The sequence below is a fragment of the Pseudomonas sp. GW821-FHT11D10 genome, assembly GCF_058808435.1.
This window is the reverse complement of sequence record NZ_JBXARR010000004.1, coordinates 158,221-184,015: the sequence shown is the minus strand read 5'-3', so window position 1 is coordinate 184,015 and position 25,795 is coordinate 158,221. Positions and strand designations below refer to the sequence as shown.

Sequence of the window (25,795 nt, the reverse complement as noted above, 5' to 3'; positions counted from 1 at the left end):
GACCCTCCCGGCCCGTTGTTTAGACTGCCCGCAGTCATAACAACAAAAAAGGCCACCCATGGATCACTTCAATCCGGGCTTCAGCAGTTGGCTGAACGCCCCTGCCCACCAGCAATGGCTCGCCGATGAAGGCCTGCGTCTGCTGGCGTTCGCCAAGGCTTCACGGTTGCCCGAAGGCTTCGGCAATCTCGATGAGCGCGGCCAGCTTCAGGCCGGCGCGCAAGCCGAAACCATGAACACCGCGCGCATGACCCACAGCTTCGCCATGGCCCACATTCAGGGCCTGCCGGGATTTGCCGAGCTGGTCGATCACGGCATTGCGGCCCTGCGCGGCCCGTTGCGCGATGCGCTGCACGGTGGCTGGTTCGCCGTCGCGGAACACCGTGACGGCAACACCGGCAAGAACGCTTATCTGCATGCTTTCGTAGCGCTGGCGGCGAGTTCCGCGGTGATCGCGCAACGCCCCGGCGCGCAGGCGTTGCTGGATGACGCCATCGACATCATCGACACCTATTTCTGGAGCGAAGAAGAGGGCGCCATGCGCGAATTCTTCAACCGCGACTGGCGCGAAGAAGAAGCCTATCGCGGCGCCAACAGCAACATGCACGCCACCGAAGCCTTCCTTGCGCTGGCCGATGTCACCGAAGATCCACGCTGGCTGGTGCGTGCGCAACGCATTGTCGAACGGGTGATTCACGGTCATGCCGCCGCCAACGATTATCTGGTGATAGAGCATTTCGACCGCGACTGGCAGCCGCTGCGTGAATACAACCATGACAATCCCGCCGACGGTTTCCGTCCCTACGGCACCACGCCGGGCCACGGTTTCGAGTGGGCGCGGCTGTTGCTGCACCTCGAAGCCGCGCGGGTTCAGGCCGGCATGCTCACGCCCGGCTGGCTGGCCACCGATGCGCAAAAGCTGTTTGAGAACAACTGTCGTCATGGCTGGGATGTCGACGGTGCGCCGGGCATCGTCTACACCCTCGACTGGAACAACAAAGCCGTGGTGCGTCACCGCCTGCACTGGACTCACGCCGAGGCCAGCGCTGCCGCCAGTGCCTTGCTCAAGCGCACCGGCGATGCGCAGTACGAAACCTGGTATCGCCTGTTCTGGGAATTTTGCGAAACGCATTTCATCGACCGCTGCGACGGCAGCTGGCATCACGAACTCGATCCGCAGAACCGCCCAAGTGCCGATATCTGGGCGGGTAAACCGGATCTCTACCACGCCTGGCAGGCCGTTCTGATCCCGCGTCTGCCGCTGGCGCCGAGCATGGCCAGTGCTCTGGCACACCTGTCCCGAAGCGTTCCTGTGTAACCATGTGGTGACATTCGCGCGTCCCTTCGTTACCTGCGGGGGGAAACGCTCTGTTTAAACTCGTGTGCAGCGCAAGCACCAGACTTGCATGCATAACAACAAGAAAGGTACATCTCAGATGAATGCGATTTCTCGCCTCGCTACTGTCATTTCTGTCGCCTCCCTGTTCCCGCTCGCTGTGCTGCCCCTGAGTGTTTCCGCTGCCGAATCCAAAGGTTCGGTGGAAGTCGTGCATTGGTGGACGTCCGGTGGCGAAAAAGCTGCCGTCGATGTGCTCAAGGCACAAGTCGAGAAAGACGGTTTCACCTGGAAAGACGGCGCTGTCGCCGGCGGTGGCGGTGCGACTGCCATGACCGTGCTGAAAAGCCGCGCAGTAGCCGGCAACCCGCCAGGCGTTGCCCAGATCAAAGGTCCGGACATCCAGGAATGGGCGTCGACCGGTTTGCTCGACACTGACGTCCTGAAAGACGTTTCCAAGTCCGAGAAGTGGGACAGCCTGCTCGACAAGAAAGTCTCCGACACCGTGAAGTTCGAAGGTGATTACGTGGCCGTGCCGGTGAATATTCACCGCGTGAACTGGCTGTGGATCAACCCGGAAGTCTTCAAGAAAGCCGGTATCGACAAAGCCCCGACCACCCTCGAAGAATTCTACGCCGCTGGCGACAAGCTGAAAGCGGCGGGCTTCATTCCGCTGGCCCACGGCGGTCAGCCTTGGCAGGACAGCACCGTGTTCGAAGCGGTCGTGCTGTCGGTGATGGGCGTTGATGGTTACAAGAAAGCCCTGGTCGACCTGGACAACGCTGCCCTGACCGGCCCGGAAATGGTCAAGGCCCTGACCGAGCTGAAGAAAGTCGCGACCTACATGGACCAGGACGGCAAAGGCCAGGACTGGAACCTGGAAGCGGCCAAGGTCATTAACGGCAAGGCCGGCATGCAGATCATGGGTGACTGGGCCAAGTCCGAATGGACCGCCGCCAAGAAAGTCGCCGGCAAGGACTACGAGTGCGTAGCCTTCCCGGGCACCGACAAGGCGTTCACCTACAACATCGACTCGCTGGCCGTGTTCAAGCAGAAGGACGCGGGCACCGCGGCCGGTCAGCAGGACATCGCCAAAGTCGTGCTGGGTGAAAACTTCCAGAAAGTCTTCAGCATCAACAAGGGCTCGATCCCGGTGCGTAACGACATGCTCGCCGACATGGGCAAGTACGGTTTCGACTCCTGCGCCCAGACCGCTGCCAAGGACTTCCTGGCAGACGCCAAGAACGGCGGCCTGCAACCGAGCATGGCGCACAACATGGCGACCACGCTGGCAGTGCAGGGCGCGTTCTTTGATGTCGTGACCAACTACATCAACGACCCGAAAGCCGACCCGGCCGACGCTGCCAAGAAACTCGGCACTGCCATCAAGGCTGCCAAGTAACGTCAGCGTAGAGCAGCTGCAAGCTTCAGGTCGCGCATCGGCCTGAAGCCTGCCGCTTGCAGCGGTCCTTCATCTTCTTTACTGGATCTTCCCATGAGTTCTGTTGCTGTGTTCAGCAAGGCCTCGCCGTTCGACGCATTGCAGCGCTGGCTACCGAAACTGGTGCTGGCGCCGAGCATGTTCATCGTTCTGGTGGGCTTCTATGGCTATATCCTCTGGACGTTTGTCCTGTCGTTCACCACGTCGACCTTCCTGCCGAACTACAAGTGGGCAGGGCTGGCGCAATACGAGCGTCTGTTCGACAACGACCGCTGGTGGGTGGCGAGCAAGAACCTGGCCGTGTTCGGCGGCATGTTCATCGGCATCACCCTGGTAATCGGCGTGACACTGGCGATTTTCCTCGACCAGAAAATCCGTCGCGAAGGCTTTATCCGCACCATTTACCTGTACCCGATGGCGCTCTCGATGATCGTGACCGGTACTGCGTGGAAATGGCTGCTCAACCCGGGCATGGGCCTGGACAAATTGCTGCGGGACTGGGGCTGGGAAGGCTTCCGTCTCGACTGGCTGATCGACCCGGATCGCGTGGTGTATTGCCTGGTGATCGCGGCGGTCTGGCAAGCCTCGGGCTTCATCATGGCGATGTTCCTCGCCGGTCTGCGTGGCGTTGATCAATCGATCATTCGTGCCGCCCAGATCGACGGCGCGAGCATGCCGCGCATCTACTGGAAAGTGGTGCTGCCAAGCCTGCGTCCGGTGTTCTTCAGTGCGGTGATGATCCTGGCGCACATCGCGATCAAGAGCTTCGACCTGGTGGCGGCCATGACGGCCGGCGGCCCGGGTTATTCCTCCGATTTGCCGGCGATGTTCATGTACTCGTTCACCTTCAGCCGTGGACAGATGGGCATGGGCTCGGCCAGTGCAATCCTGATGCTCGGTGCGATCCTCGCGATCATCGTGCCTTACCTGTACTCCGAGCTGAGGACCAAGCGTCATGACTAGTCTCGCTTCCAAACCGGCCATCAGCCTGAGTCGCATCGCGATCTACGCGGTGCTGATCCTCGCGGTCCTGCTGTATCTGGTACCGCTGGTGGTCATGCTGTTGACCAGCTTCAAGACCCCGGAAGACATCTCCACCGGCAACCTGCTGAGCTGGCCGACCGTAGTCAGCGGCATCGGCTGGGTGAAAGCCTGGGCCACCGTTGACGGCTACTTCTGGAACTCGATCAAGATCACCGTTCCGGCCGTGATCATCTCCACCGCCATCGGTGCGTTGAACGGTTATGTGCTGTCGTTCTGGCGCTTCCGTGGTTCGCAACTGTTCTTCGGCCTGCTGTTGTTCGGCTGCTTCCTGCCGTTCCAGACCGTGCTGCTGCCGGCGTCGTTCACCCTCGGCAAGATGGGCCTGGCGAGCACCACCACAGGCCTTGTGTTCATCCATGTGGTCTACGGCCTGGCGTTCACCACGCTGTTCTTCCGTAACTACTACGTGAGCATTCCGGATGCGCTGATCAAGGCCGCGCGTCTCGATGGCGCGGGCTTCTTCACGATCTTCCGCCAGATCATCCTGCCGATGTCCACCCCGATCATCATGGTCTGCCTGATCTGGCAGTTCACCCAGATCTGGAACGACTTCCTGTTCGGCGTGGTGTTCTCCAGCGGTGATTCGCAACCGATCACGGTGGCGCTGAACAACCTGGTCAACACCAGCACCGGGGCCAAGGAATACAACGTGGATATGGCGGCGGCGATGATCGCCGGGCTGCCGACCCTGCTGGTCTATGTGGTCGCAGGCAAGTATTTCGTGCGCGGGCTGACGGCCGGCGCAGTCAAGGGGTAATCATGGCTACGCTCGAACTTCGCAATGTAAACAAGACCTACGGTGCCGGCCTGCCGGACACCCTGAAGAACATCGAACTGTCGATCAAGGACGGTGAGTTCCTGATCCTCGTCGGGCCTTCGGGCTGCGGCAAGTCGACCCTGATGAACTGCATCGCCGGCCTGGAAACCATCACCGGCGGCGCAATCATGATCGGTGACCAGGACGTCAGCGGCATGAGCCCGAAAGATCGCGACATCGCCATGGTGTTCCAGTCCTACGCGCTGTACCCGACCATGAGCGTGCGCGAGAACATCGAGTTCGGTCTGAAGATCCGCAAGATGAGCCAGTCGGCGATCGACGAAGAAGTCGCCCGCGTGGCCAAGCTGCTGCAGATCGAGCACCTGCTCAATCGCAAGCCGGGCCAGCTCTCCGGTGGCCAGCAGCAGCGCGTGGCGATGGGCCGTGCCCTGGCGCGTCGGCCGAAGATTTATCTGTTCGACGAACCGCTGTCCAACCTCGACGCCAAGCTGCGCGTCGAGATGCGCACCGAAATGAAACTGATGCACCAGCGCCTGAAAACCACCACGGTCTACGTGACCCACGACCAGATCGAAGCGATGACCCTGGGCGACAAAGTGGCGGTGATGAAGGACGGGATCATCCAGCAATTCGGCACGCCGAAAGAGATCTACAACGACCCGGCCAACCTGTTCGTGGCGAGCTTCATCGGTTCGCCGCCGATGAACTTCATCCCGCTTCGTCTGCAACGCAAGGACGGCCGTCTGGTGGCGCTGCTCGACAGCGGCCAGGCCCGTTGCGAATTGCCGATGGCGATGCAGGACGCCGGTCTTGAAGACCGCGAAGTGATCCTCGGCCTGCGCCCGGAGCAAATTGCGCTGGCCTACGGCGAGGGCAATGGTCTGCCGAGCATCAAGGCGGAAGTGCAAGTCACCGAGCCGACCGGTCCGGACACCCTGGTGTTCGTCAACCTGAACGACACCAAGGTCTGCTGCCGTCTGGCGCCGGACGTGGCGCCGCAGGTGGGCGAAACCCTGACCCTGCAATTCGATCCGTCGAAAGTGCTGCTGTTCGACGCCAAGTCCGGCGAGCGCCTGGGGGTTGCAGGCCTGCCGAAGACCGAGTCGCACAGCGCCAACGTGGCCCAGTTCAAGGGTCGCTGATCAACAAATGCGGGAGCGGGCTCGCCCGTTTTCGCAGGGAGCACGCGGTGCGTGGCCTGTCGCGCGCCGCATCAGATGTAAACCGCGTTAGATAAGAAGAACAGTTAATAACAATAAAACGAGGATGTAGGGATGAAGAAGAACAACAACGCTCAGCGTATCGGTCAGTTGTCGGCGATTGCGGCAATGATGCTGGCCGGTAGCGTCCACGCGGCTGACGCGTTCAGCTCCGATTCGGAGTGGATGACCGGGGACTGGGGTGGCGAACGTACCAAGCTGATCGAGCAGGGTATCGACATCAAGATGGACTACGTCGGTGAAGTGGGCGGCAACCTTCACGGCGGTTTCAACGACGACAAGACTGCGCGTTACGCCGACCAGTTCGGTCTGGGCGTGGCGCTGGATCTGCAAAAACTGTGGGGCTGGGACAACACCCAGGCCAAGGTCCAGTTCACCAACCGTAACGGCTACAACATTTCCAACGACCGCGTTGGCGATCCGCGTGCCGGCACCCTGAGTTCCTCGCAGGAAGTCTACGGTCGTGGCCACATGGTGCGTCTGACCCAGTTGTGGATCAAACACCAGTTCTTCGACAACAAGCTCGACATCAAGGCCGGTTACTTCGGCGAAGGCGAAGACTTCAACACCTTCCCGTGCGAGTTCCAGAACCTGGCGTTCTGCGGTTCGCAAGTGGGTAACTGGGCAACCAACATCTGGTACAACTGGCCGGTCAGCCAGGCGGCCATTCGCGTCAAGTACAACATCAACGACGAGCTCTACGCGCAGGTCGGTGCTTACAACCAGAACCCGTCGCAGCTGGAACACGGCAACGGTTTCAAGCTGAGCGGCAGCGGCACCAAAGGCACCGTATTGCCAGTGGAACTGGTCTGGTCGCCTAACCCGAACAGCCTGCCGGGCGAATACCGCGTCGGTTACTACAAGAGCACGGCCGATGCCGACGACGTTCGCGAAGACGTCAACGGTTTCGACGCGGCGACCACCGGTGATGCCTACCGCACCCACAGCAGCAAACACGGTTACTGGTTCGTTGCACAGCAACAACTCACCAGCCACAACGGTGACAAGAGCCGTGGTCTGAGCATCGCTGCCAACGCCACGTTCCACGACAAGGACACCAACTTCATCGACAACTACCAGTCCGTGATGTTTGTGTACAAAGGTCTGTTCGATGCGCGTCCGAAGGATGACTTCGGTATCGGTGCTGCACGTATTCACGTCAACGATGACGTGAAGAAAAACGCCGAACTGCTGAACGTCTCCAACGGTGTTTCGGACTACGACAATCCGGTGTTCTCGCCGATTCGTGAAACCGAATACAACTACGAGATCAACTACGGCTTCCACGTGACCAACTGGCTGACCGTACGCCCGAACCTGCAATACATCACTCATCCGGGCGGTGTGGATGAAGTGGATAACGCTTTGGTCGCTGGCCTGAAAATTCAGTCTACGTTCTGACGCGTCTGCGATAAGCTCCTCTCTATGTGCGCATATTTGCGGACAGCCCAGGCTGTCCGCTTTTTTTTGGAAAGGGGTGTCGCAGCCCATGAAAGTTGAATCTGGAACCGTGGCCCATGCATGAGCATCCGCTGCAACGCTTCTTCAAATCCCTGCGCGAACGACCGGTGTTCGCCTGGGAGCGCTATCAGATGCGCGATGTGCTGGTGATCGACCATCCGCTGTGTCAGGCGGTGTTCAGTCGTCAGGGTGCGCAGTTGCTGCACTTTCAGCCGCGCGGGCAGAAACCGTGGTTGTGGTGTGCGGCGAAGTGGCCGCATGTCGGCGCGATTCGCGGCGGCGTGCCGGTGTGCTGGCCGTGGTATGGCCGCCACCCGAGCGAAAACGCATGGCCATCCCATGGCTGGGCGCGACTGCTGGACTGGAAACTGCTCGACAGCAGCACCGGCGATGACGGCGTGCGCCTGCATTGGCAATTGCAGCTGTGCGATTGGCAGGTCGACATGCACGCGCACCTCGGTGAACGCATGGAATTGCGCCTGAGCACCGAGCATCAGGACGACATGCCGTGCCAGTTGAGCCAGGCTTTGCACGCTTACTGGCGTATTGGTGACGTGACTGAGATAGCGCTGTCTGGGCTCGAAGGGGCGCAGGGTTACGACCAGTTGAACCGTGAGGTTTGCCAGCAGGAAGGCGAGTTGCGGGTTGATGGTGGCTGTCAGCGAGTGTTCCAGCACGACGGCGAATTGCAGCTCAAGGATCACGCCTGGCAGCGCGAGTTGTGCATCGATACCGGTGACAGCGCGGACACCGTGGTGTGGCATCCGGGTGCGCGGCCGTTGCTGGGCGTGAGCTGGGATGAGATTTCGGAATTTGTCTGTGTTGAAGCGGCGGCGGGCGGGACCGACAGCCTGCATCTGGCGCCGGGGGAGAAGGCGCATTTGAGTTTGCAGGCGTGGGCTGCTGCGTAATGATCGTTCCCACGCAGTGCGTGGGAACGATCAGTCGTCAGGATCAGTTGAACTCGTCACCCACCGGATACCGGCTGGCATTCAAACTCTCTTTGATCTTGCGCAGATGCGGCTGGAAATCCACCCCGCGACGCAGCGTCATCCCCGTCGCCAACACATCCAGCACCGTCAACTGAATGATCCGCGAAGTCATCGGCATATAAATGTCAGTGTCTTCCGGCAACGGAATGTTCAGGCTCAGCGTACTGGCCTTGGCCAGCGGCGAATTCTCGGCGGTCAGGCCGAGTACCGAAGCGCCGTTCTCCCGGGCGATGCGCGCCACTTCCACCAGTTCGCGGGTGCGGCCGGTGTAGGAAATGATCACGAACAGTTCGCCGGTGTGCGCCACCGAAGCGATCATCCGTTGCATCAGCACGTCGGCGTGGGCGGTGACCGCCAGGTTGAAACGGAAGAACTTGTGCTGCGCGTCCAGCGCCACCGGAGCTGAGGCGCCGAGGCCGAAGAAGTGGATTTGCCGGGCCTGGATCAACAGGTCGACGGCGCGGCTGATCAGGTTCGGGTCCAGTGCCTGGCAGGCGCTGTCCAGGGATGCGATCGCACTGCCGAAAATCTTCTGCGTGTAAGCCTCGGGATTGTCGTCGGCTTCTACTGCGCGGCTGACATACGCCGCGCCGCTGGCCAGGCTCTGGGCCAGTTGCAGCTTGAGTTCGGGGTAGCCGCTGACGCCGAACGAACGGCAGAAACGGTTGACCGTCGGTTCACTGACCGACGCCGCCTGGGCGAGGGCGGCGATGCTGAAGCGGGTGGCCTGCTGTGGGTTGAGCAGGATCACTTCGGCGACTTTGCGTTCGGCCTTGTTCAGCTCTTCAAGGCGACTCTGGATCTGTTCCAGTAAATTTCGCACGCGGTCCATAAGAATTCCTAGATTCACCGGCGCCGATAAGCGCGCGGCTATGCAAATTGGGCCTTTGATGTGGCCCGTGACGGTGGCCTATCCTACTGATGGCTCCGATCGACCACCACTCGGAATCTGTATTTTGCGAAAATGTTGTGGTTATTACTACATTTTCCCTTGAGTGATGCCTTGAAAAAAGGTATTTGTAGCTTAACTTGATAAAAGAACAAACATCATGCCTTCGATTACGGTTGAACCGTGCACCTTCGCCTTGTTCGGCGCCTTGGGCGATCTGGCCCTGCGCAAGCTGTTTCCTGCCCTTTATCACCTGGATGGCGCCGGCCTGCTGCACGAGGACACGCGCATTATCGCACTGGCCCGTGAGGCGGGCACCGAGCAGCAGCACCTGGCGTTCATCGCCGCCGAGCTGCGCCGTTACGTGGGCAAGGAACTGGACGAGGCCGTGGCCGAGCGCTTTCTGGCGCGCCTGACCTACCTGCACGTCGACTTCCTCAAGGCTGAAGATTATGTGGCGCTGGCCGAACTGGCCGGCAGCACGCAACGCATGATTGCCTACTTCGCCACCCCGGCGGCGGTGTACGGCGCGATCTGCGAGAACCTGGCGAAAGTCGGTCTGGCGGAAAACACCCGCGTGGTGCTGGAAAAGCCGATCGGCTCCGACCTGGAATCCTCGCGCAAGGTCAACGACGCCGTGGCGCAGTTCTTCCCGGAGAACCGCACCTACCGCATCGACCACTACCTGGGCAAAGAGACCGTCCAGAACCTGATCGCCCTGCGTTTCGCCAACAGCCTGTTCGAAACCCAGTGGAACCAGAACTACATCTCCCACGTGGAAATCACCGTGGCCGAGAAGGTCGGTATCGAAGGCCGCTGGGGTTACTTCGACAAGGCCGGTCAGCTGCGGGACATGATCCAGAACCACCTGCTGCAACTGCTCTGCCTGATCGCCATGGACCCGCCGGCCGACCTGTCCGCCGACAGTATCCGCGACGAGAAGGTCAAGGTGCTCAAGGCCCTGGCGCCGATCAGTCCGGAAGGCTTGACCACGCAAGTGGTGCGCGGCCAGTACATCGCCGGGCACAGCGAAGGCAAGTCCGTGCCGGGCTACCTCGAAGAGCCGAACTCCAACGCCCAGAGCGACACCGAAACCTTCGTCGCCCTGCGTGCCGACATCCGCAACTGGCGCTGGGCCGGCGTGCCGTTCTACCTGCGTACCGGCAAGCGCATGCCGCAGAAACTGTCGCAGATCGTCATCCACTTCAAGGAACCGTCGCACTACATCTTCGCCCCCGAGCAGCGCCTGCAGATCAGCAACAAACTGATCATCCGCCTGCAACCGGACGAAGGCATTTCCTTGCGCGTGATGACCAAGGAGCAAGGCCTGGACAAGGGCATGCAGCTGCGCAGCGGCCCGCTGCAACTGAATTTTTCCGACACCTGGCGCAGCGCTCGGATCCCCGATGCCTACGAGCGGTTGTTGCTGGAAGTGATGAACGGCAATCAGAACCTGTTTGTCCGTAAAGATGAAATCGAAGCCGCGTGGAAATGGTGTGACCAGCTGATCGCCGGGTGGAAAAAATCCGGTGACGCGCCCAAGCCGTATGCGGCCGGGTCGTGGGGGCCGATGAGCTCCATTGCATTGATCACGCGGGACGGGAGGTCGTGGTATGGCGATATCTGATGTGAAACTGCCCGAGGGCGTGAACGCCCGCGAGTTCAAGAGCCCGGTGCTGCTTGCCGAAGGCCTGGCGCTGAATGTCGCCAAGCAATTGAGCGAAGCGCTGGCGGCACGTGGCAACGCCGTGCTGGTGGTGTCTGGCGGCCGTAGCCCGGTGGCGTTTTTCCAGCACCTGGCCAAGCAGGAACTGGACTGGTCGAAGGTCGTCGTGACCCTGGCCGACGAACGCTGGGTACCGGTCGAACACGCCGACAGCAACGCCGGTCTGCTCAAGCAATATCTGCTCAAGGGCCCGGCGGCCAAGGCGCAGTTCCTCAGCCTTTACAGCGCGGCGGCCAACGTCGAGCAGGCTGCGGAGCAGGCCGATCGTTTGCTCGCCGAGTTGCCGCCTATCGACGTGCTGGTGCTGGGCATGGGTGATGACGGTCACACAGCGTCGCTGTTCCCGGACAGCCCGAACCTGGCCGAAGCCCTGCAAGCCGACGGCAGCCGTCGCTGCTGGCCGATGCTGGCGCCAAGCGTGCCGCGTCAGCGCCTGACCATGAGTCGCGCGCTGCTGGCTTCGGCGCGACACAAGATTCTGTCGATTTCCGGTCAGTCGAAACTGACCACCCTGAATGCCGCACTGGCATCCAACGACGTCGCCGCCATGCCGGTTCGCGCGTTTCTGCAACCTACGTTAGAGATTTACTGGTGCCCATGAGCCAAGGAACAGCCGCTATGACAACCCCATCCCCGACCGTTTCCATGGCGGACAAAGTTGCCCTGATCGACAGCCTCTGCGCCAAGGCGCGGATCCTGCCGGTGATCACCATCGCCCGCGAACAGGACGTGCTGCCGCTGGCCGACGCACTGGCCGCCGGTGGTCTGACCGCGCTGGAAGTGACCCTGCGTTCGCAGTTCGGCCTCAAGGCGATCCAGATCCTGCGCGAACAACGCCCGGAACTGGTGACCGGTGCCGGCACCGTGCTCGACCGCAACATGCTGGCTGCGGCCGAAGCCGCCGGTTCGCAATTCATCGTTACCCCGGGCATCACCCGTGACCTGCTGGAAGCCAGCGTCGAAAGCCCGATCCCGCTGCTGCCGGGCATCAGCAATGCCTCCGGCATCATGGAAGGCTATGGCCTGGGTTATCGCCGCTTCAAGCTGTTCCCGGCTGAAGTCAGCGGCGGCGTGGCGGCAATCAAGGCCCTCGGCGGCCCGTTCGGCGAAGTGAAATTCTGCCCGACCGGCGGCGTGGGTCCAGCCAACATCAAGAGCTACATGGCGCTGAAAAACGTCATGTGCGTGGGCGGTAGCTGGATGCTCGATCCTGAGTGGATCAAGAACGGCGACTGGGCCCGCATTCAGGAATGCACCGCCGAGGCGTTGGCGCTGCTGGACTGATCTTCAACTGACACTTCGTTGTGTGTTCTACGGCTTTACGGTGCGCTTGGTCGGTGCACCGTTTTTTTTTGCCCGAAAAACTTCGTTATCTTGAGATACATAGTTACCGCACCTGGCTTTGCATGTGGCGTTAACCTGCGTTCATCTTATGGAAGAGAGAACGCGTCATGGATAACCAGCCTTCAGCTCCATCGGTTTATCAACTGGCCCCCGAGCAAGTCGCCGGGCCGTATTTCCGCAATCCCAAACTGCTGCGCCGCAACATCAGCGAAGGCGCCGAGGGTCTGCCGCTGCTGCTGCGCCTGACCATCGTCGATGCCATGACCGCCGAGCCGGTCAGCGGTGCGCTGGTGGATATCTGGCACTGCAACGCACGCGGTGCCTATTCCGGCTGGAGTCGGGTCAACCCGGATCTGGAAGTCGACGTCGAGGACATCGGCTCGATCCCGCGAACCGACGATGACACTTATTTGCGCGGCGGTCAGTTCAGCGACCACAAGGGCAGGGTGCGCTTCACCACGATCTATCCGGGTTTCTATGCCGGGCGAGCGCTGCACATTCACGTGGCGGTGCGCATCGTCGCCGGCAACGAATACCTGGACGAGCGCAATGTGGCCTGGGTCGGGCAGCTGTATTTTCCGGAAGTGGTTTCCCGTGGCGTGCTCAATGCCAAGGCCTATCGCGGGCGCAGTTCGCTGCCGGTGTGCAACAACGACGATGCCTACTACACCAACATGGGCGGTGAAGAGTCGACCCTGACGGTGTGGCCGATCGGCCGCGACTCTCACGAGGACGGTTACTTCGGTCACCTCACGATCGGCATCGACACCTTTGCGGTGTCGTCGCAGATCAAACCCGAGGACTTCGACAAGTACACGGTTTAACGCAGTTCGTTCAGCGCCTGAATCAGCGACTGAATCTCCGCCGCCGTCGTGGTCAGCGACGGCGTGACACGGATGCACGGCCCACAGGCAGCGCCGTTGCGCACGACAGTGAACAGGTTGTAGTCGTTGAGCAGGCGTTCGACCATCGCCTGCTGGTCGGCATGGCGGGTAAAACGCATCGAGGTGATGCCGCAATACAGACGCGGATCGTCCGGGGTCATGACTTCGATGCCCGGCAGGTTACGGACGGCGCTGACCCACAGGTTGCGCAGGTAATTCACCCGCGCGCCTTTGGCGGCCGCGCCACCCAGTGAGCGGTGTTCCTCGAACACCAACGGCAGGGTCATCAGTGCCGGAATGTTCGGCGTGCTGTAGGGCGTGCGTGAGCGGATATCGCCAGTCGAAAAATGCATCTCGCCCATGTCCGGATCAATATCGCCCAGACGCTGCGGAGCAATGTAGAGAAAACCGAGGGTCAGTGGCGAGCCGATCCACTTGTGCAGGTTGTACCCGGCGAAGGCGATGCCCAGCGCTTCGAGATCGAACTCGATCTGGCCAAGGGCATGGGCGCCATCAAGGATGATGTCGACGCCGTGTTCCTTGGCCAGCGCGGCAATCGCCTGCACCGGCATCACCAGCCCGGTGCGGTGGGTGACGTGAGTCAGGGCCATCAGCTTGAGCTTCGGATAGCGGATGAAAGCTTCGCGGTAAGTCGCCAGCAGGCTGTCGAAGGTGGCCGGGTGGGCGTGCTCGATCTCGATCACCTCGACGCCGCGATGCTTTGCCAGCCAGCGCATGGCGCCCTTGACCGTGTCGTACTCCAGATCGCAGATCAGCACCTGATCGCCAGGCTGCAGGCGGTTGTAGTTGCGGATCAGCGATTGCAGGCCGGCAGTGGCGTTGTGGGTGAAGGCCACGCTTTGCGCGCGCACGCCGATCAGTTCAGCCAGTTGCGCGCGGATGTCGAGGCTGTCGTGCTGTTCGAAACGCTGGCGCACATAGACCGAGTTGCTGTTGTTGATCAGTTCGATGTTGCGCTGGTACTCCTCGACCACGGTGCGCGACATGCGCCCGAAGTAACCGTTCTCCAGATTCACGGGGCCGGGGTGGCGGTCGTAACGGTCGGCGAAGGTTTGCCAGAAAGCTTCGTCTCGGGCGCGGCGGGTGTTATCGGGCATGGTCGACTCGACTCGGATCAGGGTGACGCCTCAATGGCGCGGGGCAGGTTTGCCGTGTTTGGCGCGCAGCGGTTCGAGCAGTTCCGACAGACCGTTGTGATCGATTTCCTGCATCAACGCCAACAGCCCGCCCAGTTCGCCATGGGGAAATCCTTCCCGGGCAAACCAGTTCAGGTAGGGGCCCGGCAGGTCGGCAATGATTCGGCCCTTGTACTTGCCGAAGGGCATTTCGCGGGTGATCAGCAGTTCGAGCTTTTCAGGGTTCATCGTTGGAATCGTCTGGCTTTGAAAACACTTCGGAAAATACAGGCATTCTGCATGCAGGCCAAATGACAGATCATGCAAATAACAGGCATACAGATTCTCGCTGTGTTTGTAAGTAGTTGAAAATTAAGGACTAAGTTCTTTTCAGGAAACTGGCACGACCACTGCAACACTCCTTGCATCTTTCACCCACGCAAGGAATTGAAAAATGACTGACATGAATAAAGAAGCCATCTCCGTCCTCAACGACCTGATCGAAACCAGCAAGGACGGTCAGGAAGGGTTCAAGACCTGCGCTGAAGACATCAAGCATCCAGAGCTGAAAACCCTGTTCGTGAAACGCTCCGCCGATTGCGCAACGGCTGCCGCCGAGCTGCAATCCGCCGTGCGTTCGATGGGTGGCGATCCGGAAACCTCGACCAGTGTCAGCGGTGATCTGCACCGTCGCTGGGTCGACGTCAAAGCGATGTTCACCGGCAAGGACGAAGAAGCGGTACTCAATGAAGCCGAGCGCGGTGAAGACCACGCCCTGAAGGCTTATCGTGAAGCGATCGAGAAGATCAACAAACACAACCTGGTCGGCATCCGTGATCTGGTCGAGCGCCAGTACCACGGTGTGCAACGCAATCACGATCAGGTGAAAGCGCTGCGTAACCAGGCTCGCGCACGCTCGTAAGCGTTCGAGGCCAACAAAAAACGCCAGCTGGTCTGGCGTTTTTTTGTGTCCGGATTTAACCGAGGACGATCAGCCGATGCTGATGGCCGGCAAGGTCGGCAGGGTAACGGTCTGTTGCTTGCGCGGCGCCAGGATCTCGGCCTCGCCGTCCACCACCAGCTCATCGCGCTGGTTGAATACGCGAGTGGCGATGCGCACGCGGAATTTCGGTAGTTTTTCGAGGATTTCCAGGCGCACGGTCAGGGTGTCGCCGATCTTCACCGGCTTCTGGAAGCTCATCTGCTGGCCGATATAAATGGTGCCCGGCCCAGGCAGCTCGCAGGCTACTGCCGCACTGATCAGCGCGCCGCTGAACATGCCGTGGGCGATGCGTTCCTTGAACATGCTGGCGGCGGCGAACTCGGCGTCCAGGTGCACCGGGTTGTGGTCACCGGACATCGCGGCGAACAGCTGAATGTCACGTTCCTCGACAGTCTTGCTGTAGCTCGCGGTCTGGCCCACTTCGAGGGCTTCGTAAGGGATGTTGGTAACCTGGGTCATGGGGTTGAATTCCTGTGACGGATGAAATGAATCCACAAAAAATTATTCGCTGCGGTGCGGCCGGCGATGGCTCAGGGCCTGGTCGATCCAGGCCAGCACATCGGCGGTCACTTCGTCGCGGTTGCTCTCGTTGAACAATTCGTGCCGCGCCTGCGGGTAGATCTTGAGCTGCAGGTTCTGGCTGCCGGCCGCACGCAAGGCGTTGGCCAGATCAGTCAGACGCTTGCCTTCGCTCACCGGATCACATTCGCCGCCGATCACCAGCAGCGGCAGGCCCGGATCAATCTGGGCGAGATTGGACGCTTTGCTGATTTGCTGCAACCCGCCGAGCAGGTCGATCCACAGTTGATTGGTGCAGCGAAAGCCGCACAGCGGGTCGGTGGCGTACTTGTCGACCTCGGCCGGGTCGCGACTCAGCCAGTCAAACGCGGTGCGTGCCGGTTTGAATTTATTGTTGAACGAGCCGAACGACAGCCATTCGATCAGCGCGCTGCGGCCCTTGGCGCCCTGACGCAGTTTTTCGAATCGGGCGATCTGCCGGGCCGCTCGGTACAGTGCAACCGGCTGGAAATTCGAACCGCTGAGAATCGCGCCATGCAGGCTGGCGCTGTGGTGCAGTAAATAAGCCTGGGCAATGTAGCTGCCCATGCTGTGCCCAAGCAGCACGATCGGTACCCTCGGGTGACGCTGGCCGATGCGCTGGTTGAGGCTGGCCAGATCGCCGACCACCTTGCACCAGCCATCGTCGTCGGCGAAATGCCCCAGTGTCCCATGTTCGGCAGTTTTGCCATGGCCGCGCTGATCGAGCGCGTACACACCGTAGCCTTCGGCGCAAAAGGTCTCTGCCAGCCGTGCGTATCGGGCGCTGTGTTCTGCCATGCCGTGGGCCAGCAGAATCACCGCTTTCAAGGGCGCAGACGGCAACCACTGGTTGACGAAGAGGCGGCTGCGGTCACTCGCATCCAGCCAGAAGGTGTCGTGGATCATGGCGATTCCTTTTGCGGCCTGTTTTTGCTGATGCGTCTTGCAGAGGTTGCATTGTATAGCGCGTCCGATCAGCTCACGCCACGGCAGGAAGATTCACACGATCAATGACGACCTTGCCCATATTTGCCTGATTGACCATAGCTGCTAGTGTCCGTGAAGCCCCGCTTTTTGCTCTCGGCTTTTTCAGGGACAGAAAGAAATGACAGCGAAGCGGCCCCGGATCGGCTCAGGTAAAGAGGACAAGAACAATGCAACCTGATTTCTGGAATGACAAACGCCCGGCGGGCGTACCCCTGGACATCGACGCGGGTGAATTCAAGTCGGTGATCGAGGTGTTCGAGCGTTCCTGCAAGAAATTCGCTGATCGCCCGGCGTTCAGCAACATGGGCGTGACCCTGACCTACGCCGAGCTGGAGCGCCAGAGCGCCGCGTTCGCCGGTTATCTGCAAGCCCACACCGACCTGGTGCCGGGGGATCGCATTGCGGTGCAGATGCCCAACGTCCTGCATTATCCGATTGCCGTGTTCGGCGCCTTGCGTGCCGGGCTGATCGTGGTCAACACCAACCCGCTGTACACCGCGCGGGAGATGCGTCACCAGTTCAAGGACTCCGGCGCCCGGGCGCTGGTGTACCTGAACATGTTCGGCCAGAAGGTCCAGGAAGTGCTGCCGGACACCGACATCCAGTACCTGATCGAAGCGAAGATGGGCGACCTGATGCCCACCGCCAAGGGCTGGCTGGTCAACACCGTGGTCAGCAAAGTGAAGAAAATGGTCCCGGCGTACTCGCTGCCCCAGGCGATTTCCTTCAAGAGCGCGCTGCGCATGGGCCGGGGCCTGGGCATCAAGCCGCTGAAGGTCGGCCTGGACGACATTGCCGTGCTGCAATACACCGGCGGTACCACCGGCCTGGCCAAGGGCGCGATGCTGACCCACGGCAATCTGGTGGCGAACATGCAGCAGGTGCGCGCCTGTCTCGGCCAGTTCGGCAGCGACGGCCAGCCACTGTTGCGCGAAGGGCAGGAGGTGATGATCGCGCCGCTGCCGCTGTACCACATCTATGCGTTCACCGCGAATTGCATGTGCATGATGGTGTCGGGCAACCACAACGTGCTGATCACCAACCCGCGTGACATCGGCGGCTTCATCAAGGAGCTGAAGAACTGGAAGTTTTCGGCGCTGCTGGGGCTCAACACGCTGTTTGTCGCGCTGATGGATCATCCGGACTTCAAGACCCTGGACTTCTCCACCCTCAAGCTCACCAACTCCGGCGGCACCGCGCTGGTCAAGGCCACCGCCGAGCGTTGGGAGCAGATCACCGGTTGTCGCATCACCGAAGGTTACGGCCTGACCGAAACCTCGCCGGTGGCCTGCACCAACCCGTACGGCGAGCTGTCGCGGATCGGCACGGTCGGCCTGCCGGTGCCGGGCACCCGCTTGAAAGTCATCAATGACGACGGCGTCGAGCAGCCTCTGGGCGAGCGCGGCGAGCTGTGCATCAAGGGCCCGCAGATCATGAAAGGCTACTGGCAGAAACCCGAGGCCACCGCCGAAGTGCTGGATGCCGAGGGCTGGTTCAAGTCCGGCGACATCGCGGTGATCGACCCGGACGGGTTTGTGCGTATCGTCGACCGCAAGAAAGACATGATCATCGTCTCCGGTTTCAACGTGTACCCGAACGAAATCGAAGACGTGGTGATGGCTCACCCGAAAGTCGCCAACTGCGCAGTGATCGGCGTGCCGGACGAACGTTCCGGCGAGGCGGTGAAGCTGTTCGTGGTGGCGCGGGAGACCGGCGTGAGCCTGGAAGAGCTGAAGGCCTATTGCAAAGAGAATTTCACGGCGTACAAGGTGCCGAAACACATCGTGCTGCGTGAGTCGTTGCCGATGACGCCTGTCGGGAAAATTCTGCGCAGAGAGTTACGCGATATCGCTTAAAAGAACTGCGCTTCGCGCAATCGCGAGCAAGCTCGCTCCCACAGGGTTATCGATGAGCCTGCGGGAGCGGGCCTGCTCGCGATTTTTGTTTCAGGCCCCGAAAACCGGGACTTTCAAGGTGTTATAGGATTTTTGCTCTAAAATGACTGCCAGTAGTTCTTGAGTCATGAAAATGACTGTAGGGGCCGCTTTTGGCTCTAGTCGACCCTTGGCAAAGCTGCTACTCTCGGCGCGCTTTGTGACTTCTCGGCCTTGTAAAAAGCCAGACTCACCAATAAACAAACACCAATAATAATCGCATCAAATGCGGTGCTGAATTCGCGTTGCTGAGGAGTGGGCTTCCATGATCGAAGACTTTTGGAAGGATAAGTACCCCGCTGGAATTGCTGCCGACATCAATCCAGACGAGTACCCGAATATTCAGGCAGTGTTGAAGCAATCCTGCCAACGCTTCGCCGACAAACCGGCGTTCAGCAACCTGGGCAAGACCATCACCTACGGTGAACTGTACGAATTGTCCGGTGCGTTTGCCGCTTATCTGCAACAGCATACCGATTTGCAGCCCGGTGATCGAATCGCCGTGCAACTGCCCAACGTGTTGCAGTACCCGGTCGCCGTCTTCGGTGCCATCCGTGCCGGGCTGATCGTGGTCAACACCAACCCGCTGTACACCGCGCGGGAAATGGAACACCAATTCAACGACTCCGGTGCCAAGGCGCTGGTGTGCCTGGCGAACATGGCGCACCTGGCCGAAGCCGTGGTGCCGAAAACCGGCGTCAAACACGTCATCGTCACCGAAGTCGCCGACCTGCTGCCGCCGATCAAGCGTCTGCTGATCAACAGCGTCATCAAGTACGTTAAGAAAATGGTCCCGGCCTATCACCTGCCCAAAGCCGTCAAGTTCAACGACGTGCTGAGCAAGGGCCAGGGCCAGCCGGTCGCCGAAGCCAATCCGGACAGCGGCGATGTCGCGGTGCTGCAATACACCGGCGGCACCACCGGCGTGGCCAAGGGCGCGATGCTCACCCATCGCAACCTCGTCGCCAACATGCTGCAGTGCAAGGCGTTGATGGGCTCCAACCTCAATGAAGGTTGCGAGATCCTGATCACGCCGCTGCCGCTGTACCACATCTATGCGTTCACCTTTCATTGCATGGCGATGATGCTGATCGGCAACCACAACATCCTGATCAGCAACCCGCGCGACCTGCCGGCGATGGTCAAGGAACTGTCGAAGTGGAAGTTCAGCGGTTTCGTCGGCCTCAACACGCTGTTCGTGGCCCTGTGCAACAACGAAGGTTTCCGCAAGCTGGATTTCTCGGCGCTGAAAGTCACCCTGTCCGGCGGCATGGCCCTGCAACTGGCCGCGGCCGAGCGCTGGAAAGCGGTCACCGGTTGCCCGATCTGCGAAGGTTACGGCATGACCGAAACCAGCCCGGTGGCCACGGTCAACCCGATTCAGAACATCCAGATCGGTACCATTGGCATTCCGGTGCCATCGACCCTGTGCAAAGTCATCGACGATGCCGGTGTCGAGCAGCCGCTGGGCGAAATCGGCGAACTGTGCGTCAAGGGCCCGCAAGTGATGAAGGGCTACTGGCAGCGTCAGGAAGCCACCGACGAGATGCTCGACAGCGAAGGCTGGCTGAAGACCGGTGACATCGCACTGATCCAGCCGGACGGCTACATGCGTATTGTCGATCGCAAGAAAGACATGATTCTGGTCTCCGGTTTCAACGTGTACCCGAACGAGCTGGAAGACGTGCTGGCGGCCCTGCCGGGCGTGTTGCAGTGCGCGGCCATCGGTATTCCGGACGAGAAATCCGGCGAGGCGATCAAGATCTTCATCGTCGCCAAACCGGGCGTTACGCTGACCAAGGAACAGGTGATGGAGCACATGCGCGCCAACGTCACCGGCTACAAGGTGCCGCGTTCGGTGGAGTTCCGCGATGCACTGCCGACCACCAACGTCGGCAAGATCCTGCGTCGCGAACTGCGCGACGAAGAGCTGAAGAAGATCAAGGCGAAGAGCGCCGCATAAAACAAAAAGCCCCGCAGATGCGGGGCTTTTTGTTGGTTAACTGTTTGATCGTTCCCACGCAGAGCGTGGGAACGATCACGTCGGTCAGCGTAAAAGGTTTACTGGCGGAACGGCGCGAAGTTCACATTGGTCCCCGCCGGACGCATGTCCTGCAGGTACGAGTCCTTGTCGGCGCTCAGTTCCAGGCTCAGGGCGGCCTTGCGCTTGCCTTCGTTGCGGATCACCAGGCCTTCGAGCTTTTCGCGCAGGAACACGGTCGGCACTTTCAGGTGCAGCAGTTCGTCGGTGGCCGGGGTGTGCATCAACAGGTGAATCCACTCGTACTGACCGATCGCCAGTCGCGACACCGGCAAGTCGAACCACCAGATATTGCGGTTGCGGTTCAGTTCGGCGAAGTGGCAGTTGTTGGTGCCGAGCACGGCACCGCCCAGTTCCTGGTTGCGACGGGCGATGGCCTGCTTTTTATCGAGTTTCATAACATTCCTGCGGGATCGGTTCTGTGGCGCGTGGCGCCCTTATGGTGGGCATTCTCGGGGGTACGCTCGCAAACATAAAGCCCAACCTGCACGCCGCGACGAAATGAAGCCCTGAAAATAAATGAAACTTGGCGCAAACCGGGCCAGTCAATCGTTACGTACTGACTTTTCCCCTTCAATGCACCAAGGAGAAACACCATGAGTAGCACAGGCGATAAAGTGAAAGGCATGGCCAACGAAGCGGTCGGCAACGTCAAGCAAGGTGTCGGCAAAGCCACCGACAACCAGAAGCTGCAAGCCGAAGGCAAACTGCAAGAGAAAAAAGGCGAGGCCCAGCAAGCGGTGGGCAAAGCCAAGGACGCGATCAAGAAAGGCGTCGACAAGGCTTGATCGAGCCTTGAACGAAACAACGAAGCGGCCATCCAAGGATGGCCGTTTTCGTGTCCCGTTCACAGATGGTCACGGTTCACAGTGTTTCAAAGTCGCCAAGTAAGCTACTTTGATGAGAGAAAAACGGCCCCTGAGTCGCCACGACTTCAACCTGTTTTGCGGCGAAAGGAGACGCGAATGATTTTCCCCGACATGAAAGGTCTGCCCCTGCACCGGGTCATCGTGCGCACCGTCACCGAGTTCATGGAAGACGAGATGTCGACCTATGCCTCGGCACTGGCCTACCAGATGCTGTTTTCGCTGTTCCCGTTCATTCTGTTCCTGATTGCCCTGATCGGTTTCCTGCACCTGCCGGACTTCTTCTCCTGGCTGCGCCTGCAATCGGAGCTGGTATTGCCGCCCCAGGCGCTGGAGCAGGTCAACCCGGTGATCGATCAGTTGCAGCAATCCAAGGGCGGCCTGCTTTCGGTGGGTATCGTCATCGCCCTGTACACCGCGTCCGCCGGTGTGCGCCTGATGATGAGCGCGATGAATGCGGCCTACGACGTGGTCGAGGGCCGGCCGATCTGGAAGCGTTTTCCGCTGTCGATCATCTACACCGTCGGCATTGCCGGCATGCTGTTGGCCGCTGCCGCGCTGATGGTGCTCGGGCCGCAGGTGATGGGCTGGATCGCCGCGCAGGTCGGGCTGGAAGAAGTCATCGTCACGGTGTGGACGATCGCCCGCTGGCCGGTGATCGTGATCCTGATGATGGTGGCCGTGGCGCTGATCTACTACGTGATGCCCGACGTCAAACAGGAATTCCGCTTCATCACGCCAGGCTCGGTGCTGGCGGTGGTGGTGTGGATCATCGCGTCCCTGGGCTTCGCGTTCTACGTCAAGACATTCGCCAACTACAACGCCATGTATGGCAGCATCGGTGCGATCATCGTGCTGTTGCTGTATTTCTACATTTCCGCCGCCGTGTTGTTGCTCGGTGCGGAGATGAATGCGGTGATCGAACACATGTCCAGCGAGGGCAAGGATCCGGGCGAGAAAGTCCCCGGCGAACTCGATGAACATCCCAAACAACACGTTTCCGGCCTCGGGCGCGATCACTCGCTCAAGCCGAACACTGACGAAGCCTGATCATGATCCGTGAAATTCTGAAGATGGGCGACGAACGCCTGCTGCGCATCGCCCCGCCAGTGCCCGCTGAAATGCTCGACAGCCCGGAACTGTGGCAACTGATCGACGACATGTTCCAGACCATGGAAAGCGTCGGCGGGGTCGGCCTGGCCGCGCCGCAGATCGGTGTCGACCTGCAATTGGTGATCTTCGGTTTCGAGCACAGCGAACGCTACCCGGACGCCGAAGCGGTGCCGCAGACGATCCTGATCAATCCGCTGATCACGCCGTTGAGTCCGCTGATGGAAGAGGGTTTTGAGGGCTGCCTGTCGGTGCCCGGCCTGCGGGGCGCGGTGGATCGTTACCAGCAGATCCGGTACGAAGGCGTCGACCCCAAGGGGGAGCCGATTGTGCGTGTGGCCTCGGGGTTCCATGCGCGGGTGGTGCAGCATGAATGCGATCACCTGATCGGGCGGCTGTACCCGTCGCGCATTACCGATTTCAGCAAGTTCGGTTTCACCGAGGTGATGTTTCCGGACCTCGATCCCAACGCCGACGACTGACTAGCCCAGGCGCGGTGCCAGCTCCATCGCAATCATTGGCTTGCTCCGCGCATAACGGCTCAAACGCTCGGCCATGGCCTGGGGCAGGGCGGGGTCGAAAGTGAAGCCGCGCCGCTCGTAGAAACCGCGCAAGTCCGGGTGGCAGAACAGCCACACCGGCGCCTCGATGCCCTTCACCGCTTCGGCAATCAACTGCGCGGCGATGCCCTGTTCGCGACAGGCCGGATCGACAAACAGTCCGGTCAGCCAATGCCCGCCGAACACCGGTCGCAGGCACAGCGCAGCCACGATTTCTTCCCGCCGCGCCACCCACAATTGCGCCTCGCGCACCGCTTTCATCGACGATTGATGCTGGCGGTAGAACTTGTTCATCAAGGGCCAGGACAGGTCGTCGAGCTGGCTGAAACGGATGTCGGTCATGAATCGGACTGCCGGTGCAAAAGCCGCGGATTATAAAACAACGTGCTCGCCGGGATAGGTGTATACCTGATCTCACATCCCCTCTGAGTGGAGTAAGCATCATGTCCAAAGGTATGGATTCGAAGAAAGCCGCGAAGAAGAAACCGGCCAAGACAGCCATCGAGAAACGCCACGAGAAGAGGACGAAAAAAGTCGACATCTTTGGCCATTGATCACGCCGTTCGGGAGCCCGGATCCGGGCTCCCGCTACCTCTTGAAAAATAATCTGCAAGAATCTCCGTTGTCGTTGCACAGAAGGAATGGACTCCTTTTCCGAGCAACGCCATGGCCCATTACTTTGACGATCAGCATCGTCAGCAAATCGAAACCCTGCGCCAGCGCTTCACCGCCCGCACCGAGTGGCCGACGTGGCTGCTGCTGATCGGCGTGTACGGCGGCTGGTTCGCGATTGTGCTGGGCAGCGAACGGCTCGGCGTCTGGTGGAGCACGCTGCTGCTGATTCCGTTGCTGGTGCTGTGGCTGTCGGTGCAGCACGAACTGCTCCACGGTCATCCCACGCGCTGGACCTTCGTCAACAAAGTCCTCGGCTATGCGCCATTCGCGGTGTGGTATCCGTACACGCTCTATCGCGACAGCCATTTGCAGCACCATCGCGACGAAGACCTGACGATCCCTGGCGTCGATCCCGAAAGCCGTTATCTGAGCGCCGAACGCTGGCAGGGCAGTTCGCTGTTCGAACGCAGCCTGCACTGGCTGAACAAAACCGTATTGGGCCGATTTATTCTTGGCGCGCCGCTGGCGTTGCTGACGCTGGCCGGTGAAGAACTGCAACGCCTGAAAAACCGCGAGCGCCAGGCCTGGCTGATGTGGCTGACCCACGGTGCCCTGACCGTTCTGATGCTGTTTTTCATCGCCCGCTACAGCGTGTTGCCGGTGTGGCATTACCTGTTTCTGATCAGCGTGCCGGCGCTGTCGATCGCGATGGTTCGCTCCTACTATGAACACCGGCCGCATACGCAACCGGAACAGCGCACGGTGCTCAACGAGGCCGGATGGCCGTGGCGCTGGCTGTTCCTGAACCTGAATTTCCACCTCGTGCACCACGACTTGCCGAAGCTTTCGTGGTACGACCTGCCCGAGGCCTACCGCATGCGCCGGGAACAATGGGTGGCACGCAGCGGCGGATTTCTGGTGCAAGGTTATGGGCAACTGTGGCGCCGGCACGGCATCAAGCCGATCGACAGCCCGCAGCATCCGTTTATTTGAGGCGACCATGACGTCAGGTTACGCAGAGCTGTTGATGTACATCGCCCCCGAGCCGATTCGCGCGGCGAACGAGCGGTGGCTGGCGCGGATCCTCGAACACCTCGGCCGTTCGCGACTCGATGCCGACGGCTTGTCGTTGCTTGAACTCTGGCGCTCGCCTGAGTTGCTGCTGACCCAGACCTGCGGCTATCCGCTGATGACCGCGCTGCGTGGGCAGGTGAGGATTGTCGGCCGTCCGCGCTACAAATTGCCGGACGCCAGCGCCGGCAATCATTGCAGCCTGATCCTCGCCCGCGCCGATGATCCGCGTCGCAATCTGGCGGAGTTCTTCGACAGTCGCGGGGTGATCAACAGCGAAGACTCCAACAGCGGCATGAACCTGTTGCGTCAGCGTCTGGCGCCGTTGCACCGGGACGGGCAGTTTTTCGCTTCGGTCGGCATCAGTGGCGGTCACCGCGAGAGCCTGCGCTGGTTACGCGAAGACCGCGCCGATCTGGCGGCCATCGACAGCGTGACCTTTGCGTATCTGGCGCAGTACGCCGCCGAAGAGGTCAGCGGATTGCGGGTGGTGGCACGCAGCGCGTTCAGCCCGACCTTGCCCTTTATCACCGCCGCCAGCACGACTGACAAGCAGATCGAACACCTGCGTCGGGCCATGAACCGCAGCCTTCAGGACTTGCCCGATGTGGCCCGCATCCTCGGTTTGCCCGAAGTGCTGCCCGCCAGCGAAAGCGATTACCTCGTCCTGCTGGATTACCAGCGCGAGGCCGAAGAACTGGGTTATGGCCGCTTGCGCTAGCAGTCTCTTGTAATCCACTAATGGAATATAAAAATTCTTTTTAAGTATTTTTAACGCATAAGGCACCTTGCTAGGATCGCGCCACCGGACGACCGG

The 25,795-nt window shown here is 60.4% G+C and carries 26 protein-coding genes; 19 read left to right on the top strand and 7 right to left on the bottom strand.

The genetic code is table 11. The annotated features are described in order from the left end of the window. Positions 1-58: 58 nt before the first annotated feature. From AC1RT4_RS14560 to AC1RT4_RS14530, 7 genes are all read left to right on the top strand, one after another. Complete coding sequence (locus tag AC1RT4_RS14560; RefSeq protein WP_493085888.1) at positions 59-1,318, top strand: D-mannose isomerase; 1,260 nt, start codon at positions 59-61, stop codon at positions 1,316-1,318. Positions 1,319-1,436: 118 nt separating this feature from the next. Next, positions 1,437-2,738 carry an ABC transporter substrate-binding protein gene (locus AC1RT4_RS14555; protein ID WP_475274446.1) on the top strand — a complete coding sequence of 434 codons (1,302 nt, stop codon included), beginning with the start codon at positions 1,437-1,439 and terminating at the stop codon, positions 2,736-2,738. 93 nt (positions 2,739-2,831) lie between these two features. Continuing rightward, positions 2,832-3,740 carry a carbohydrate ABC transporter permease gene (locus AC1RT4_RS14550; RefSeq protein WP_007951166.1) on the top strand — a complete coding sequence of 303 codons (909 nt, stop codon included), beginning with the start codon at positions 2,832-2,834 and terminating at the stop codon, positions 3,738-3,740. Beyond that, the gene (locus AC1RT4_RS14545) at positions 3,733-4,578 is read left to right on the top strand and encodes a carbohydrate ABC transporter permease (RefSeq protein WP_007951164.1); all 846 of its coding nucleotides are present in this window, start codon (positions 3,733-3,735) and stop codon (positions 4,576-4,578) included. The genes AC1RT4_RS14550 and AC1RT4_RS14545 overlap by 8 nt, the downstream gene beginning before the upstream one ends. A 2-nt stretch (positions 4,579-4,580) precedes the next feature. After that, on the top strand, positions 4,581-5,741 hold the full coding sequence (locus tag AC1RT4_RS14540; RefSeq protein WP_192562151.1) for an ABC transporter ATP-binding protein: 1,161 nt from the start codon (positions 4,581-4,583) through the stop codon (positions 5,739-5,741). A 132-nt stretch (positions 5,742-5,873) separates the two neighbouring features. After that, positions 5,874-7,220 (top strand): carbohydrate porin, encoded by a 1,347-nt coding sequence (locus AC1RT4_RS14535; RefSeq protein ID WP_493085885.1) that lies wholly within the window; start codon positions 5,874-5,876, stop codon positions 7,218-7,220. 116 nt (positions 7,221-7,336) lie between these two features. Continuing rightward, the gene (locus AC1RT4_RS14530; protein WP_493085883.1) at positions 7,337-8,191 is read left to right on the top strand and encodes a D-hexose-6-phosphate mutarotase; all 855 of its coding nucleotides are present in this window, start codon (positions 7,337-7,339) and stop codon (positions 8,189-8,191) included. A 43-nt stretch (positions 8,192-8,234) separates the two neighbouring features. Here the strand turns inward: AC1RT4_RS14530 and AC1RT4_RS14525 are convergent, their stop codons facing one another. Beyond that, entirely contained in the window at positions 8,235-9,095 is an 861-nt protein-coding gene (locus tag AC1RT4_RS14525) for a MurR/RpiR family transcriptional regulator (protein WP_169842436.1), read from the bottom strand. A 226-nt stretch (positions 9,096-9,321) separates the two neighbouring features. Between AC1RT4_RS14525 and zwf the strand changes: the two genes are divergently transcribed. The 4 genes from zwf to AC1RT4_RS14505 all read left to right on the top strand — a co-directional run bounded on the left by zwf (position 9,322) and on the right by AC1RT4_RS14505 (position 13,055). After that, the gene (gene zwf / locus AC1RT4_RS14520) at positions 9,322-10,788 is read left to right on the top strand and encodes a glucose-6-phosphate dehydrogenase (protein WP_007951158.1); all 1,467 of its coding nucleotides are present in this window, start codon (positions 9,322-9,324) and stop codon (positions 10,786-10,788) included. Further along, positions 10,775-11,488, top strand: a complete 714-nt coding sequence (gene pgl, locus AC1RT4_RS14515) for a 6-phosphogluconolactonase (RefSeq protein ID WP_493085880.1) — start codon at positions 10,775-10,777, stop codon at positions 11,486-11,488. The genes zwf and pgl overlap by 14 nt, the downstream gene beginning before the upstream one ends. A gap of 17 nt (positions 11,489-11,505) precedes the next feature. Beyond that, positions 11,506-12,171, top strand: coding sequence for a bifunctional 4-hydroxy-2-oxoglutarate aldolase/2-dehydro-3-deoxy-phosphogluconate aldolase (locus AC1RT4_RS14510; RefSeq protein WP_011335602.1), 666 nt, complete (start codon positions 11,506-11,508; stop codon positions 12,169-12,171). A gap of 167 nt (positions 12,172-12,338) precedes the next feature. Next, complete coding sequence (locus tag AC1RT4_RS14505) at positions 12,339-13,055, top strand: intradiol ring-cleavage dioxygenase (RefSeq protein WP_493085878.1); 717 nt, start codon at positions 12,339-12,341, stop codon at positions 13,053-13,055. On the opposite strand, the gene AC1RT4_RS14500 is transcribed toward AC1RT4_RS14505, so the two are convergent. Beyond that, positions 13,052-14,233 (bottom strand): aminotransferase class V-fold PLP-dependent enzyme, encoded by a 1,182-nt coding sequence (locus AC1RT4_RS14500; protein WP_493085876.1) that lies wholly within the window; start codon positions 14,231-14,233, stop codon positions 13,052-13,054. The genes AC1RT4_RS14505 and AC1RT4_RS14500 overlap by 4 nt on opposite strands. Before the next feature lie 30 nt (positions 14,234-14,263). After that, positions 14,264-14,500 (bottom strand): DUF3820 family protein, encoded by a 237-nt coding sequence (locus AC1RT4_RS14495; protein ID WP_003213031.1) that lies wholly within the window; start codon positions 14,498-14,500, stop codon positions 14,264-14,266. A gap of 205 nt (positions 14,501-14,705) precedes the next feature. Here AC1RT4_RS14495 and AC1RT4_RS14490 point away from each other — a divergent pair, with 205 nt between their 5' ends. Continuing rightward, positions 14,706-15,173, top strand: a complete 468-nt coding sequence (locus AC1RT4_RS14490) for a ferritin-like domain-containing protein (RefSeq protein ID WP_273901685.1) — start codon at positions 14,706-14,708, stop codon at positions 15,171-15,173. A gap of 69 nt (positions 15,174-15,242) precedes the next feature. Here the strand turns inward: AC1RT4_RS14490 and AC1RT4_RS14485 are convergent, their stop codons facing one another. Both AC1RT4_RS14485 and AC1RT4_RS14480 read right to left on the bottom strand, forming a co-directional pair. Then, entirely contained in the window at positions 15,243-15,713 is a 471-nt protein-coding gene (locus AC1RT4_RS14485; protein ID WP_003227420.1) for a MaoC family dehydratase, read from the bottom strand. A gap of 42 nt (positions 15,714-15,755) precedes the next feature. Continuing rightward, entirely contained in the window at positions 15,756-16,700 is a 945-nt protein-coding gene (locus tag AC1RT4_RS14480) for an alpha/beta hydrolase (protein WP_493085874.1), read from the bottom strand. A 248-nt stretch (positions 16,701-16,948) separates the two neighbouring features. Here AC1RT4_RS14480 and fadD2 point away from each other — a divergent pair, with 248 nt between their 5' ends. Together fadD2 and fadD1 are read left to right on the top strand one after the other, a co-directional pair. After that, positions 16,949-18,637, top strand: coding sequence for a long-chain-fatty-acid--CoA ligase FadD2 (gene fadD2 / locus AC1RT4_RS14475; RefSeq protein WP_007951151.1), 1,689 nt, complete (start codon positions 16,949-16,951; stop codon positions 18,635-18,637). A 343-nt stretch (positions 18,638-18,980) separates the two neighbouring features. Next, a complete protein-coding gene (gene fadD1, locus AC1RT4_RS14470) occupies positions 18,981-20,678 on the top strand; it encodes a long-chain-fatty-acid--CoA ligase FadD1 (protein WP_085606558.1) in 1,698 nt (565 codons plus the stop codon). A 98-nt stretch (positions 20,679-20,776) separates the two neighbouring features. On the opposite strand, the gene AC1RT4_RS14465 is transcribed toward fadD1, so the two are convergent. Continuing rightward, positions 20,777-21,154 carry a hypothetical protein gene (locus AC1RT4_RS14465; RefSeq protein WP_007951149.1) on the bottom strand — a complete coding sequence of 126 codons (378 nt, stop codon included), beginning with the start codon at positions 21,152-21,154 and terminating at the stop codon, positions 20,777-20,779. A 198-nt stretch (positions 21,155-21,352) separates the two neighbouring features. On the opposite strand from AC1RT4_RS14465, the gene AC1RT4_RS14460 reads away from it, so the two are divergent. From AC1RT4_RS14460 to def, 3 genes are all read left to right on the top strand, one after another. Then, positions 21,353-21,544, top strand: a complete 192-nt coding sequence (locus AC1RT4_RS14460; RefSeq protein WP_007951148.1) for a CsbD family protein — start codon at positions 21,353-21,355, stop codon at positions 21,542-21,544. Positions 21,545-21,721: 177 nt separating this feature from the next. Then, positions 21,722-22,672 carry a YihY/virulence factor BrkB family protein gene (locus AC1RT4_RS14455; protein ID WP_493085871.1) on the top strand — a complete coding sequence of 317 codons (951 nt, stop codon included), beginning with the start codon at positions 21,722-21,724 and terminating at the stop codon, positions 22,670-22,672. A gap of 2 nt (positions 22,673-22,674) precedes the next feature. Then, positions 22,675-23,214 (top strand): peptide deformylase, encoded by a 540-nt coding sequence (gene def, locus AC1RT4_RS14450; protein ID WP_007951144.1) that lies wholly within the window; start codon positions 22,675-22,677, stop codon positions 23,212-23,214. On the opposite strand, the gene AC1RT4_RS14445 is transcribed toward def, so the two are convergent. Further along, on the bottom strand, positions 23,215-23,634 hold the full coding sequence (locus AC1RT4_RS14445; RefSeq protein ID WP_493085869.1) for a GNAT family N-acetyltransferase: 420 nt from the start codon (positions 23,632-23,634) through the stop codon (positions 23,215-23,217). Positions 23,635-23,958: 324 nt separating this feature from the next. Between AC1RT4_RS14445 and AC1RT4_RS14440 the strand changes: the two genes are divergently transcribed. Together AC1RT4_RS14440 and AC1RT4_RS14435 are read left to right on the top strand one after the other, a co-directional pair. Beyond that, complete coding sequence (locus AC1RT4_RS14440) at positions 23,959-24,900, top strand: fatty acid desaturase (protein WP_493085867.1); 942 nt, start codon at positions 23,959-23,961, stop codon at positions 24,898-24,900. A gap of 7 nt (positions 24,901-24,907) precedes the next feature. Continuing rightward, on the top strand, positions 24,908-25,699 hold the full coding sequence (locus AC1RT4_RS14435) for a phosphate/phosphite/phosphonate ABC transporter substrate-binding protein (protein WP_493085865.1): 792 nt from the start codon (positions 24,908-24,910) through the stop codon (positions 25,697-25,699). Positions 25,700-25,795: the final 96 nt, after the last annotated feature.

Coding starts and splice junctions, on each gene's coding strand:
- AC1RT4_RS14560 (WP_493085888.1), top strand. CDS start 59: ATGGATCACTTCAATCCGGGCTTCAGCAGTTGGCTGAACGCCCCTGCC.
- AC1RT4_RS14555 (WP_475274446.1), top strand. CDS start 1,437: ATGAATGCGATTTCTCGCCTCGCTACTGTCATTTCTGTCGCCTCCCTG.
- AC1RT4_RS14550 (WP_007951166.1), top strand. CDS start 2,832: ATGAGTTCTGTTGCTGTGTTCAGCAAGGCCTCGCCGTTCGACGCATTG.
- AC1RT4_RS14545 (WP_007951164.1), top strand. CDS start 3,733: ATGACTAGTCTCGCTTCCAAACCGGCCATCAGCCTGAGTCGCATCGCG.
- AC1RT4_RS14540 (WP_192562151.1), top strand. CDS start 4,581: ATGGCTACGCTCGAACTTCGCAATGTAAACAAGACCTACGGTGCCGGC.
- AC1RT4_RS14535 (WP_493085885.1), top strand. CDS start 5,874: ATGAAGAAGAACAACAACGCTCAGCGTATCGGTCAGTTGTCGGCGATT.
- AC1RT4_RS14530 (WP_493085883.1), top strand. CDS start 7,337: ATGCATGAGCATCCGCTGCAACGCTTCTTCAAATCCCTGCGCGAACGA.
- zwf (WP_007951158.1), top strand. CDS start 9,322: ATGCCTTCGATTACGGTTGAACCGTGCACCTTCGCCTTGTTCGGCGCC.
- pgl (WP_493085880.1), top strand. CDS start 10,775: ATGGCGATATCTGATGTGAAACTGCCCGAGGGCGTGAACGCCCGCGAG.
- AC1RT4_RS14510 (WP_011335602.1), top strand. CDS start 11,506: ATGACAACCCCATCCCCGACCGTTTCCATGGCGGACAAAGTTGCCCTG.
- AC1RT4_RS14505 (WP_493085878.1), top strand. CDS start 12,339: ATGGATAACCAGCCTTCAGCTCCATCGGTTTATCAACTGGCCCCCGAG.
- AC1RT4_RS14500 (WP_493085876.1), bottom strand. CDS start 14,233: ATGCCCGATAACACCCGCCGCGCCCGAGACGAAGCTTTCTGGCAAACC.
- AC1RT4_RS14495 (WP_003213031.1), bottom strand. CDS start 14,500: ATGAACCCTGAAAAGCTCGAACTGCTGATCACCCGCGAAATGCCCTTC.
- AC1RT4_RS14490 (WP_273901685.1), top strand. CDS start 14,706: ATGACTGACATGAATAAAGAAGCCATCTCCGTCCTCAACGACCTGATC.
- AC1RT4_RS14485 (WP_003227420.1), bottom strand. CDS start 15,713: ATGACCCAGGTTACCAACATCCCTTACGAAGCCCTCGAAGTGGGCCAG.
- AC1RT4_RS14480 (WP_493085874.1), bottom strand. CDS start 16,700: ATGATCCACGACACCTTCTGGCTGGATGCGAGTGACCGCAGCCGCCTC.
- fadD2 (WP_007951151.1), top strand. CDS start 16,949: ATGCAACCTGATTTCTGGAATGACAAACGCCCGGCGGGCGTACCCCTG.
- fadD1 (WP_085606558.1), top strand. CDS start 18,981: ATGATCGAAGACTTTTGGAAGGATAAGTACCCCGCTGGAATTGCTGCC.
- AC1RT4_RS14465 (WP_007951149.1), bottom strand. CDS start 21,154: ATGAAACTCGATAAAAAGCAGGCCATCGCCCGTCGCAACCAGGAACTG.
- AC1RT4_RS14460 (WP_007951148.1), top strand. CDS start 21,353: ATGAGTAGCACAGGCGATAAAGTGAAAGGCATGGCCAACGAAGCGGTC.
- AC1RT4_RS14455 (WP_493085871.1), top strand. CDS start 21,722: ATGATTTTCCCCGACATGAAAGGTCTGCCCCTGCACCGGGTCATCGTG.
- def (WP_007951144.1), top strand. CDS start 22,675: ATGATCCGTGAAATTCTGAAGATGGGCGACGAACGCCTGCTGCGCATC.
- AC1RT4_RS14445 (WP_493085869.1), bottom strand. CDS start 23,634: ATGACCGACATCCGTTTCAGCCAGCTCGACGACCTGTCCTGGCCCTTG.
- AC1RT4_RS14440 (WP_493085867.1), top strand. CDS start 23,959: ATGGCCCATTACTTTGACGATCAGCATCGTCAGCAAATCGAAACCCTG.
- AC1RT4_RS14435 (WP_493085865.1), top strand. CDS start 24,908: ATGACGTCAGGTTACGCAGAGCTGTTGATGTACATCGCCCCCGAGCCG.